Source organism: Methylomonas sp. 11b, assembly GCF_000515215.1.
Lineage (GTDB): Bacteria > Pseudomonadota > Gammaproteobacteria > Methylococcales > Methylomonadaceae > Methylomonas.
Genome location: NZ_KI911557.1, coordinates 1,492,881 through 1,505,128 on the forward strand (window position 1 = coordinate 1,492,881; position 12,248 = coordinate 1,505,128).

General features: G+C 48.8%; 6 protein-coding genes, 2 tRNA genes and 3 rRNA genes. All 11 read right to left on the reverse strand.

What is annotated here, in order from left to right:
* Nucleotides 1-115: 115 nt before the first annotated feature.
* The 11 genes from grxD to METH11B_RS0106965 all read right to left on the reverse strand — a co-directional run bounded on the left by grxD (nt 116) and on the right by METH11B_RS0106965 (nt 12,244).
* Nucleotides 116-436, reverse strand: coding sequence for a Grx4 family monothiol glutaredoxin (gene grxD / locus METH11B_RS0106910; RefSeq protein WP_026601397.1), 321 nt, complete (start codon nt 434-436; stop codon nt 116-118).
* A gap of 132 nt (nt 437-568) precedes the next feature.
* A 5S ribosomal RNA gene (gene rrf / locus METH11B_RS0106915) occupies nt 569-684 on the reverse strand.
* A gap of 153 nt (nt 685-837) precedes the next feature.
* Nucleotides 838-3,733 (reverse strand): 23S ribosomal RNA (locus METH11B_RS0106920).
* A gap of 315 nt (nt 3,734-4,048) precedes the next feature.
* Nucleotides 4,049-4,124 (reverse strand) — tRNA-Ala (locus tag METH11B_RS0106925).
* 118 nt (nt 4,125-4,242) lie between these two features.
* A tRNA-Ile gene (locus METH11B_RS0106930) sits at nt 4,243-4,319 on the reverse strand.
* Nucleotides 4,320-4,379: 60 nt separating this feature from the next.
* A 16S ribosomal RNA gene (locus tag METH11B_RS0106935) occupies nt 4,380-5,913 on the reverse strand.
* The 16S, 23S and 5S rRNA genes sit together here with 2 tRNA genes alongside, the layout of an rRNA operon.
* Before the next feature lie 456 nt (nt 5,914-6,369).
* Nucleotides 6,370-7,344 carry a GDP-L-fucose synthase gene (fcl, locus tag METH11B_RS0106940; RefSeq protein WP_026601398.1) on the reverse strand — a complete coding sequence of 325 codons (975 nt, stop codon included), beginning with the start codon at nt 7,342-7,344 and terminating at the stop codon, nt 6,370-6,372.
* A gap of 4 nt (nt 7,345-7,348) precedes the next feature.
* Nucleotides 7,349-8,470 carry a GDP-mannose 4,6-dehydratase gene (gene gmd / locus METH11B_RS0106945; RefSeq protein WP_026601399.1) on the reverse strand — a complete coding sequence of 374 codons (1,122 nt, stop codon included), beginning with the start codon at nt 8,468-8,470 and terminating at the stop codon, nt 7,349-7,351.
* A gap of 81 nt (nt 8,471-8,551) precedes the next feature.
* Nucleotides 8,552-10,153: a VPLPA-CTERM-specific exosortase XrtD gene (gene xrtD, locus METH11B_RS0106950; RefSeq protein ID WP_026601400.1), complete on the reverse strand. Its 1,602-nt coding sequence runs from the start codon at nt 10,151-10,153 to the stop codon at nt 8,552-8,554.
* Between the two features lie 187 nt (nt 10,154-10,340).
* Nucleotides 10,341-10,868 carry a hypothetical protein gene (locus METH11B_RS0106955; protein WP_020482562.1) on the reverse strand — a complete coding sequence of 176 codons (528 nt, stop codon included), beginning with the start codon at nt 10,866-10,868 and terminating at the stop codon, nt 10,341-10,343.
* 179 nt (nt 10,869-11,047) lie between these two features.
* Nucleotides 11,048-12,244: a class I SAM-dependent rRNA methyltransferase gene (locus METH11B_RS0106965; RefSeq protein WP_026601401.1), complete on the reverse strand. Its 1,197-nt coding sequence runs from the start codon at nt 12,242-12,244 to the stop codon at nt 11,048-11,050.
* Between the last annotated feature and the right edge of the window lie 4 nt (nt 12,245-12,248).

Here is a 12,248-nt window from a genome sequence, read left to right on the forward strand (position 1 = left end):
CTCAGATATTGTAATTCAGGGGATCATTAACCGAGTTTACAGAACAAGCGAAAAGCGTCTAACCGAAATTTCGTTTATCGCCCCACTTGGCTTTATCCCAAGATTTCCTGCTCGATTAAAGTTTAGAGGCCACGTTAGTTAGCATATTATTCAATTCGCCTTTATTGAATAGATCGAGGACGATATCGCAACCACCGACTAATTCGCCGTTGATGTAGAGTTGGGGATAGGTAGGCCAGTGCGAGTATTCTTTCAGGGCCTCACGGACTTCAGGGTCTTCGAAGATATTGATATGAGCATAATCGGCATTGCAGGCTTCCAACGCCTGCACCACCCGACTGGAAAAGCCGCATTGGGGGAAATCAGGGGTGCCTTTCATGTACAAGACGACGGGATGACTGGCTAATTGAGCTTGGATTCGGTCTATTGCACTCATGATTTTTCTCGCTAGACATTGATGAGATGGGATTCTAACAACCACTACTGCAAATTTGAAGCGTGATTATCTGAATGGGATTTTAATACAAAAAAAAGCCCTGCTATTACTAGCAGGGCTTTTGGGATAGGCGCTTGGCGATGACCTACTTTCACATGGCAACCTGCCACACTATCATCGGCGCTAAGCGGTTTCACTTCCGAGTTCGGGATGGGATCGGGTGGTTCACGCTTGCTATGTTCACCAAGCAAACTGGTTAGGCTGTTGTTGCAGCCGTCATGCGCAGGTTTTAAGCGTTTCGCTTTGACCTGCTTTCATGGAAATCTGTATTGAGTTTGTCGTTCTCTTGCGTGTTCAGCTACTGTTGTCTTTTGACTTTACCCAAACGCATTGGGTGTTATATGGTCAAGCCTCACGGGCAATTAGTACACGTTAGCTTCACACATTACTGCGCTTCCACACCGTGCCTATCAACGTCGTAGTCTCCGACGGCCCTTCAGGGGACTTAAAGTCCCAGTGAGATCTCATCTTGGGAGGGGCTTCCCGCTTAGATGCTTTCAGCGGTTATCCTGTCCGAACGTGGCTACCCGGCAATGCCATTGGCATGACAACCGGAACACCAGAGGTTCGTCCACTCCGGTCCTCTCGTACTAGGAGCAGCTTCCCTCAAATCTCAAACGCCCACGGCAGATAGGGACCGAACTGTCTCACGACGTTCTGAACCCAGCTCGCGTACCACTTTAAATGGCGAACAGCCATACCCTTGGGACCTGCTTCAGCCCCAGGATGTGATGAGCCGACATCGAGGTGCCAAACACCGCCGTCGATATGAACTCTTGGGCGGTATCAGCCTGTTATCCCCGGCGTACCTTTTATCCGTTGAGCGATGGCCCTTCCATACAGAACCACCGGATCACTAAGACCTACTTTCGTACCTGCTCGACTTGTCCGTCTCGCAGTCAAGCACCCTTATGCCTTTGCACTCATTGCCTGATTTCCGACCAGGCTGAGGGTACCTTCGTGCTCCTCCGTTACTCTTTAGGAGGAGACCGCCCCAGTCAAACTACCCACCAGACACTGTCCCTAACCCGGATAACGGGTCGAGGTTAGAACTCCAAACATACCAGGGTGGTATTTCAAGGTTGGCTCCACGAGAACTGGCGTTCCCGCTTCAAAGCCTCCCACCTATCCTACACAAGTAGGTTCAAAGTCCAGTGTCAAGCTATAGTAAAGGTGCACGGGGTCTTTCCGTCTAGCCGCGGGTACACTGCATCTTCACAGCGATTTCAATTTCACTGAGTCCCAGGTGGAGACAGTGTGGCCATCGTTACGCCATTCGTGCAGGTCGGAACTTACCCGACAAGGAATTTCGCTACCTTAGGACCGTTATAGTTACGGCCGCCGTTTACTGGGGCTTCGATCAAGAGCTTCTCCGAAGATAACCCCATCAATTAACCTTCCAGCACCGGGCAGGCGTCACACCCTATACGTCCACTTTCGTGTTTGCAGAGTGCTATGTTTTTGCTAAACAGTCGCAGCCACCGATTTTTTGCAACCCCCTTCCGCTCCAGTCGCGAGGACCTTCACGTAATGAGGGCATACCTTCTCCCGAAGTTACGGTATCATTTTGCCTAGTTCCTTCACCTGGGTTCTCTCAAGCGCCTTAGAATTTTCATCCCACCCACCTGTGTCGGTTTAGGGTACGGCCACTAGTAACCTGAAGCTTAGAGGTTTTTCCTGGAAGCAGGGCATCTATCACTTCGCTGTTCTTTCGAACCGCTCGTCATCACGTCTCGGCATAAAGCACCCCGGATTTGCCTAAGATGCATGCCTACCTGCTTAAACTGCCACTTCCAACCGACAGCTGATATAGCCTTCTCCGTCACCCCATCGCAGTTACTACTGGTACAGGAATATTAACCTGTTTTCCATCGACTACGCTTTTCAGCCTCGCCTTAGGTGCCGACTAACCCTGCGTCGATTAACGTTGCGCAGGAAACCTTGGGTTTTCGGCGAGGGGGTTTTTCACCCCCTTTATCGTTACTTATGTCAGCATTCGCACTTCCGATACCTCCAGCCCACTTCTCAATGAACCTTCGCAGGCGTACGGAACGCTCCTCTACCACTCACGCTTAACGCGTAAATCCGTAGCTTCGGTACTATGCTTAGCCCCGGTAAATCTTCCGCGCAGACCGACTCGACCAGTGAGCTATTACGCTTTCTTTAAAGGATGGCTGCTTCTAAGCCAACCTCCTGGCTGTCTGTGCCTTTCCACATCGTTTCCCACTGAGCATAGATTTGGGGACCTTAGCTGACGGTCTGGGCTGTTTCCCTTTTCACGACGGACCTTATCACCCGCCGTGTGTCTCCCGTGCTTGCACTTGCTGGTATTCGGAGTTTGCATCGGGTTGGTAAGTCGGGATGACCCCCTAGCCGAAACAGTGCTCTACCCCCAGCAGTGATACACGAGGCGCTACCTAAATAGCTTTCGAGGAGAACCAGCTATCTCCGAGCTTGATTAGCCTTTCACTCCGATCCACAGCTCATCCCCGTCTTTTTCAACAGACGTGGGTTCGGCCCTCCAGTTAGTATTACCCAACCTTCAGCCTGGCCATGGATAGATCGCCCGGTTTCGGGTCTACACCTTGCGACTAAACGCCCTATTAAGACTCGCTTTCGCTACGCCTCCCCTATTCGGTTAAGCTTGCCACAAAATGTAAGTCGCTGACCCATTATACAAAAGGTACGCAGTCACCCCACGAAGGGGCTCCCACTGCTTGTACGCATACGGTTTCAGGTTCTATTTCACTCCGCTCTCCGCGGTTCTTTTCGCCTTTCCCTCACGGTACTAGTTCACTATCGGTCAGTAAGGAGTATTTAGCCTTGGAGGATGGTCCCCCCATATTCAGTCAAAGTTTCACGTGCTCCGACCTACTCGATTTCACTAAAAAAAGGTTTTCGTGTACGGGGCTATCACCCTGTATCGCCGGACTTTCCAGACCGTTCCACTAACCTTATCCTAGCTTAAGGGCTAGTCCCCGTTCGCTCGCCACTACTTAGGGAATCTCGGTTGATTTCTTTTCCTCCGGGTACTTAGATGTTTCAGTTCTCCGGGTTCGCTTCAGTGAGCTATGTATTCACTCAAAGATGACGTGCTGATGCACGCCGGGTTTCCCCATTCGGACATCTCTGGATCACAGCCGGTTTGCAGGCTCCCCAAAGCTTTTCGCATGCTACAACGTCCTTCATCGCCTCTTACTGCCTAGGCATTCACCGTATGCGCTTATTCACTTGACCATATAACCCGAATACGTCTGTACTTTGGTTATACTGTCAGCTGACATTTTCGCTGATTTTTTCTGCTTGAGAACGACATGCTGCTTGCTTTCCATCTTTATCTTTCGACATTGACTTCATTCAAACCGCAACTCGTTTCAGTTTCGATCATTGCTGATCGTTACTATAGTTACAGATTTCCATATTGTTAAAGAGCTATCGGTACGAATACCAATGCTATACAGTCTTTATCATGCGATAAAACCGTATAGCGCTGATGTCCACATCCAAGTGCTTACATTTGACGAACTGGTTTACCCTCAGCGTTCAGCGTGATGGTGGAGCCAGGGAGGATCGAACTCCCGACCTCCTGCGTGCAAGGCAGGCGCTCTCCCAGCTGAGCTATGGCCCCTAAAACAGACTAAAGACCAAGACTCAAGCCGGAATCCAACTATGCACAACCCTACCCATTTCTAACCAGGAGTGTTGTCTGATCGTTTTCCGCCTTATTGCTTTCGCCTTTTATGCGTTGGTGGGTCTGGGAGGAGTTGAACCTCCGACCTCACCCTTATCAGGGGTGCGCTCTAACCAACTGAGCTACAGACCCAGGTGCGTCTTTCAATCGAAATAATTTGTTGTGAGTACGTGTAACGGTGTGCCGTCTTTGTAAGGAGGTGATCCAGCCCCAGGTTCCCCTAGGGCTACCTTGTTACGACTTCACCCCAGTCATGAATCACAAAGTGGTAAGCGCCCTCCCGAAGGTTAAACTACCTACTTCTTTTGCAACCCACTCCCATGGTGTGACGGGCGGTGTGTACAAGGCCCGGGAACGTATTCACCGCGGCATTCTGATCCGCGATTACTAGCGATTCCGACTTCACGCAGTCGAGTTGCAGACTGCGATCCGGACTGGGACCGGCTTTTTGGGATTCGCTTACTCTCGCGAGTTCGCAGCCCTCTGTACCGGCCATTGTAGCACGTGTGTAGCCCTACCCATAAGGGCCATGATGACTTGACGTCGTCCCCACCTTCCTCCGGTTTATCACCGGCAGTCTCCCTAGAGTTCCCGGCATGACCCGCTGGCAACTAAGGATAAGGGTTGCGCTCGTTACGGGACTTAACCCAACATTTCACAACACGAGCTGACGACAGCCATGCAGCACCTGTCTCAGAGCTCCCGAAGGCACTCCGCTATCTCTAACAGATTCTCTGGATGTCAAGGGTAGGTAAGGTTCTTCGCGTTGCATCGAATTAAACCACATGCTCCACCGCTTGTGCGGGCCCCCGTCAATTCATTTGAGTTTTAGCCTTGCGGCCGTACTCCCCAGGCGGTCAACTTAATACGTTAGCTCCACTACTAAGTTCTTTAAGAACCCAACAGTTAGTTGACATCGTTTACGGCGTGGACTACCAGGGTATCTAATCCTGTTTGCTACCCACGCTTTCGTACCTCAGCGTCAGTTTTAGTCCAGGGAGCCGCCTTCGCCACTGGTGTTCCTTCAGATCTCTACGCATTTCACCGCTACACCTGAAATTCCACTCCCCTCTACTAAACTCTAGTTGCCCAGTATCAAATGCAGTTCCCAGGTTAAGCCCAGGGCTTTCACATCTGACTTAAACAACCGCCTACGCACGCTTTACGCCCAGTAATTCCGATTAACGCTTGCACCCTCCGTATTACCGCGGCTGCTGGCACGGAGTTAGCCGGTGCTTCTTGTATAGGTAATGTCAGTCTACCGGGTATTAACCGGCAGGTATTCCTTCCTATTGAAAGTGCTTTACAACCCTCAGGCCTTCTTCACACACGCGGTATTGCTGGATCAGGCTTTCGCCCATTGTCCAATATTCCCCACTGCTGCCTCCCGTAGGAGTCTGGGCCGTGTCTCAGTCCCAGTGTGGCTGATCATCCTCTCAGACCAGCTATGGATCGTCGCCTTGGTAGGCCTTTACCCTACCAACTAGCTAATCCAACATAGGCTCATCTATTAGCGCCAGGTCCGAAGATCCCCAGCTTTCCCCCGTAGGGCGTATGCGGTATTAGCGTGAGTTTCCCCACGTTGTCCCCCACTAATAGGCAGATTCCTATGCATTACTCACCCGTCCGCCACTCGTCAGCGCCCGAAGGCCTGCTACCGTTCGACTTGCATGTGTTAAGCATACCGCCAGCGTTCAATCTGAGCCATGATCAAACTCTTCAGTTTAATTTTAACTTGTCACTAAATAAGATTAGTGACCAATCTTGGCTCGACTACAGAACATCTTTTCTTGCGAATTGACGTGGTTTCTGTGTCGACTATTTTTAAACAGCACATAGTCGCTACACATACCCACACAAATTATTTCGATTTCGTTTGTTAAAGAGCCAGAGCATTTCGCCCTGTTGAGCCGACATATTCTACAGCGTTTTCAGTTCCTGTCAAATTTATTTTTAAGCCATTTCAAAAACCGAAACACTCAAAACAAACCCGCCACTCACAACCTTAAACCCGCCGAACCCAGCCGACTCCTTCACCGCCAAACCCAAAAAGCTAAAGCAGTGAAGAGCCGCGCATTTTAATCACCCATACACCCCGCGTCAAGATATTATTTCTATCCGCGCAAATTTTCTTTTGCCTACCTGATAAACATGCGTGGCCGGCGCAGGGATTTGGGCAAGACTATTCTGCCTTAAACTGGCCTTGATGCTCTATAAACCATTGATAGGTAAGCTCCAAACCTTTTTTCAGTGGTATCTTTGGTTGCCAACCCAAAGATTTAAGCTTTGAGACATCCATCAGTTTTCGCGGAGTACCATCCGGCTTGGTACTGTCCCAGCTAATTTGACCTTGATAACTAACAACAGCTTTGACCGTTTCAGCCAATTCGCGAACAGTTACATCATCGCCCGTTCCAACATTCAAATGCGACAGCATGGGTTCAGTGCAAGATTGATATTGCTCTTTGCCCAAGGCCATCACGTGCAGACAAGCAGCCGCCATATCCTCGACGTGCAAAAATTCGCGCATAGCCTTGCCGGTTCCCCACACGGTGACAGTCGGAGAATTACTAATCTTGGCATCATGAAACTTTCTGATTAATGCCGGGATAACATGGCTATTTTGCAAGTGAAAATTATCGTTTTCACCATACAAATTGGTCGGCATCACCGACCGATAATCTACGCCGTACTGCCGGTTATATGACTCACACAACTTAATCCCGGCAATCTTGGAAATTGCATAGGGCTCATTGGTCGACTCTAAAACGCCTGTCAACAGCGCACTTTCTCGCATCGGCTGCTCAGCGAATTTCGGATAGATACAAGAGCTACCCAAAAACAGCAGTTGCTTGCATCCAACCCGCCAAGTCTGATGAACCACATTGGCTTCCATCATCAGATTTTGATAGATAAATTCGGCAGGATATTCATTGTTTGCATGAATACCGCCGACCTTGGCCGCCGCGAGAATCACCTGATCCGGACGTTCTTGTTCCATGAAGACCCGCACAGCCGTTTGATCGGTCAAATCCAATTCAGCATGCGTACGCACCACAATATTTTGATAACCGGCCTCAATCAATTGCCGATAAATAGCCGAACCTACCATACCTCGATGGCCCGCTAGATAAATTTTATCTTGCTTATCGAGCATACCGTTACTCCCTACTGACCGCCACGTTATAGCCCTGATTTTTCAGCAAAGCATGCTTCTGCGCTTGCTCAAGATCATAAGCCACCATTTCGGATACCATTTCCTGTAAGGTAATTTGCGGTACCCAACCTAATTTGTTCTTAGCATTACTAGGGTCACCCAACAGCGTTTCCACTTCGGCCGGTCTAAAATAGCGCGGATCGATAGCGACGATGTTTTGACCAACCGCCATTCCAGGCGCTTTGTCACCGGCAATAGCATCGATATAACCCTTTTCGTCTACTCCCACGCCTTCCCAACGAATAGACACACCCAATTCTTTAGCCGACATTTCGATAAATTGTCTTACCGAATACTGCACGCCAGTGGCTATCACAAAATCCTCGGGCTGGTCTTGCTGCAACATCATCCATTGCATCCGTACATAATCCTTGGCATGCCCCCAATCCCTGAGCGAATCCATATTGCCCATATACAGACATTTGTCCAAGCCAATAGCGATGTTGCTGAGACCGCGAGTAATCTTACGTGTCACGAAAGTTTCGCCTCGGCGCGGCGATTCGTGGTTGAACAAAATACCGTTACACGCATACATACCGTAGGCTTCACGGTAATTAACGGTGATCCAATAGGCGTAGAGTTTGGCTACCGCATAAGGCGAACGGGGATAAAACGGCGTAGTCTCTTTTTGCGGTATTTCCTGGACCAAACCGTACAATTCGGAAGTTGATGCCTGGTAAAAACGCGTAGTTTTCTCCATACCGAGAAAACGAATGGCTTCCAAAAGCCGTAATGTACCCATAGCATCAACGTCTGCGGTATATTCGGGAGATTCGAACGATACAGCGACGTGGCTCATGGCACCCAAGTTGTAGACTTCATCCGGACGAATTTCGCTAAGGATACGGGTGAGATTCGAACTATCCGTCAAATCGCCATAATGAAGAAAAAATTGCGGATCTTTGATATGCGGGTCTTGATAGATATGATCGACGCGCTCGGTATTAAATAATGAAGAGCGCCGTTTGATGCCATGCACTTCATAGTCTTTTTCCAACAAAAACTCGGCAAGATAGGATCCGTCTTGCCCGGTTATGCCAGTGATCAATGCTTTTTTTCTACTCATTTACAGCTCCTTTTCTTTTGAGTCAATTCGACGTAAAACGGCCTTAAAGTCGTCGGTCAATTAAACCGACGTCTTGATTGGTTAGCCCGGCAAAGCCGAATAAACGGGCTCAATGACCTTACCCGGCAAATAGGAGGGCAACTCAGGCAACAAATCTTTTAAAAATAGATGCAGCCGTTTGTCGGCGACGACAATATCTTCCGCCTTGTCCACAGGGGTTACCAAGCGAATCAACGCCCCGTCGGTGCGATTCATAGTGATGGCATCATAAAATAAATACCATTTGACCATATATTCGTTGGTTATCATCCGGCCGCGCTGTTGAAACCAAAAATACACTAATTGCCTGCTTTCGCCTTTTTGGATGATGGCCCGATTAAGCTGCAATGCCTGGCCATCCAGTTGCAAATCAGCGAACTCTCGCTGTTCGAAACTGCTAATCTGCCAACCATCTCCAGGAATACAACTGCGTGGCGAATGCACCACGGCGCCCTTACGTTGAGACTGGTAATACGCGCTGTAAAAATTAACGCTGTTCCGGGTTTCAGGCTGAACGAAATTGACAATGACATAATCCGTCAATTTCAACTCGTTTAGATAAAATTGGGTTAAATAGTCATTCCGTCCTTGCCAACTTCCCAACGTTGTCGGAAATGTTAAAAACGCTTTTCGCGCTGGAATGATGTCTTCTCGCCCCTTAAAGACCTCTGAAGCGCCTGCGCCTATACAAAGCAATAGCAGCACAGCGAAAACCGATTTGTTCAATATCGCGGCAATATTTCGACTTGCCGTGTGGCTCCATTCTTCCGGAATCTGCACTAGTTCGCCCATTGCCAGTTTCCTACCGCTAATTCGGCTAAACACCCACATCTCGATAAATAGCAGCAGCATGCAGAGTAAAAACACCGCCCAGCCTTCGAAATCATGTAGAAACCCTTCAGCCATCTCCGTACCCCAGTTATCGACCAGGACCCCGATGACACCTATCCGGAAACTGTTCATGAAAATAGTCAACGGCATCGAGGACAGAAAAATCAGCAATTTCTGCCAGAAAGGGCCTTTAAACAAATATGCGCACAGAAAAGCCAAACTGGCCAACGGAAACAAATAACGCAATCCGCTACAGGCATCGACCACTTGCAACTTATAGCTGCCCAAATCGATAACATTCCCTTCCAGGTAAACCATGATGTCGCAAGCCCGTATGAATTCCACGCCCAGCCAGGACGAAATCAATTGCAGCTTTGAAGACAAGTTATTCAGTATGAAGGATGGAAACGGCACCATGAAAATTAGAAACAACAGGGGGATAGCGCCAACCCGCAACCCGCGTAGACCAAAAGCACTGGCAAACATCCCCGTCAAAACCACCAGAAACGCATACTGCTCCATGGTTTTTATGGTTGCCAACCCGCCCAGAATAAAAAGAATCAATCCTAAGCCTATAATGCCAAGCCCGGGCAGCGATGCATTAAATCCTTCGACCAAAACCAGTTCGCCGCGCCGCGCCCACAGCAGATAAATGGTGATGACAGGGATGAAAAAGCCGTGGCTGTATTCTTCGACGTTAGTCCATGTCGTCGCCATTTCGATAAGGCTATCTCTGAACACCACGCACAGCAGCAATAAAGCCGCACCCCATAATGACCAGACAATGGCCGGTTTCGTATTCTCTGTATTCATTCCGTGTCGAAAATAAGAATTGATGTTTAAATTTCTCCCATACCGGCACTATTTGTTACGCGGTATGGAAATTTGGTCCTACTTACTAACCCGAGCAATCGCAATAGCGCTGACCGGTAAATCTAACCATTATCCCCGAGCTTTATTAAAGCCAAGTGACACATCATTACGGGCAAATAACATACCTTTAGGCATCGGGGTCGACAGTGAAAATCGGGTTTCTTTTGTCTTCTTCATTCAATTTAGCTTTTTCTTCAGGGTAAATATGCCAAAAAGATTGATCGATAGCACCGTCTGTGTAGCTGTTTTTACGGTCATGGGTAAATGGACACCACCAGTTTTCCACCACCTTCACCAAGTAAGCATGCCATTCGAATAAGCCCACGCTCACCGGACAATACCAAGTGCAATTCAAAATCCAGAATAATTTCGATTGCGCCATGCTGAATTTGAATGATCCGTCCATCGTAATCTGATTTTTTAAATCATACCGGTGACTCGCCCTGGCCGGTAAAAAATCTCCCCATTTTTTGACATTTTCCGCACCGACCAATTTCAGACTGAAATAAGTCAAATAAGCACTGGTAATCACAAACGGCAAGGTCAAAATCGGCAAATAGATAAACAGCAAACCGATAGCTCTGGATATTACCGGCATCTGTTTATGATGGCAGCCGATATTGACGCGGTCTGCACAAGATTCGCAGGCTTTCATGTTTCTTTCTCCTCTGGAGTCGTTATTATTATTTGCTCGCTATTGAGCAGTTGAAAAATGCTGCGACAACCTTCGCAACAGAATTTTTTTTCGCCCAGCAAAGTATTGAGCTCAAAACCGGGAATCAACACCCGCTGACCGCACAAACCGCATTGGGGCTTGGAATCCACCATGATTGACTATAGCCGGCTGGATACTGCACAAAAAAAGGTTTTCAAATAATCGGTCTCCGGCAAGGCGGGATGAATCGGATGATCCGGGCCTTGACTACCGGCACCGAAAAACACCAGGTGTCGATCAATGTGGCGCGCCGAAGAGCGCAGAATTTCATGCAGATTATCTCTACTCAAATGATGCGAACATGACGCCGAGACCAAAATACCATTATTCGACAAAACTTGTAGCGCCAAATGATTCAAGCGTCGATAGGCTTCATACCCGGCTTTGAAATCCTTTTTGCGTTTAATCAGCGCTGGCGGATCCAGTATGATCGCGTCGTAATGCTGCTGCTGTTCACGTGCTTGCTTCAAAAACTCGAAGACGTCACTGCGCACGAATTGCATTTTATCCCGCACCTGATTCAACTCGGCACTAGCCGCGGCTAAAGCCAACGCGCTCTCTGAACTATCCACACAACACACTTCCGCAGCGCCTGCCACTGCGGCGGGAATACCCCAGGCGCCAGCATAACTGAATAAATCCAACACCTTTAAACCATGACAAGCTTGCGCAAGCTGCGCCCTGCTGTTGCGATGATCGTAAAACCAGCCGGTTTTCTGGCCCTCTGCGACATTGACTATAAAACGTAGGCCGTTTTCTTCGATTATTAACTGCTCAGGCAATTCACCGTGAGCCAGTTCCGGTTCCAAGGACAGACTTTCCAACTGGCGCTGACTATTATCGTTTTTCAGCAGAATAGCGGTTGGCGCCAGCAGCTCAAGTAGAACCTTGACCAGCAAATCCTTATACCGCTCCATTCCCGCAGTAGTAATTTGCACGGAAAGCACAGCGCCGAAGCGGTCAACCACCAAGCCCGGTAGGCCATCGCTTTCGCCAAACACCAAGCGATAATAGGGTCTATCGAACAAGCGCTCGCGTAAACCCAAAGCTTGAATCAAGCGCGCTTTAAAAAAACTTTCACTGATTTTGATATTGGTTTTACGCGTCAACAAGCGCGCGCAAATGAGTGCATGAGGATTGACATAAGCTATGCCCAAAGCCTTACCGCCGGAATCGTGGACAAGGACTAGGTCGCCGGCCGTAAAATGCTCCAATGGGCTGCGCTGGCTATCAACCTCGTTACTGAACACCCACAAATGCCCTTGCCGCAGGCGTTTGTCTTCGTTTTTTTTCAGAAACAGTTCCGGGTAGCTCATATTG

Excerpts from the sequence above, each read along its gene's own strand:
- grxD (WP_026601397.1), bottom strand. The coding sequence starts at position 436 with ATGAGTGCAATAGACCGAATCCAAGCTCAATTAGCCAGTCATCCCGTC.
- fcl (WP_026601398.1), bottom strand. The coding sequence starts at position 7,344 with ATGCTCGATAAGCAAGATAAAATTTATCTAGCGGGCCATCGAGGTATG.
- gmd (WP_026601399.1), bottom strand. The coding sequence starts at position 8,470 with ATGAGTAGAAAAAAAGCATTGATCACTGGCATAACCGGGCAAGACGGA.
- xrtD (WP_026601400.1), bottom strand. The coding sequence starts at position 10,153 with ATGAATACAGAGAATACGAAACCGGCCATTGTCTGGTCATTATGGGGT.
- METH11B_RS0106955 (WP_020482562.1), bottom strand. The coding sequence starts at position 10,868 with ATGAAAGCCTGCGAATCTTGTGCAGACCGCGTCAATATCGGCTGCCAT.
- METH11B_RS0106965 (WP_026601401.1), bottom strand. The coding sequence starts at position 12,244 with ATGAGCTACCCGGAACTGTTTCTGAAAAAAAACGAAGACAAACGCCTG.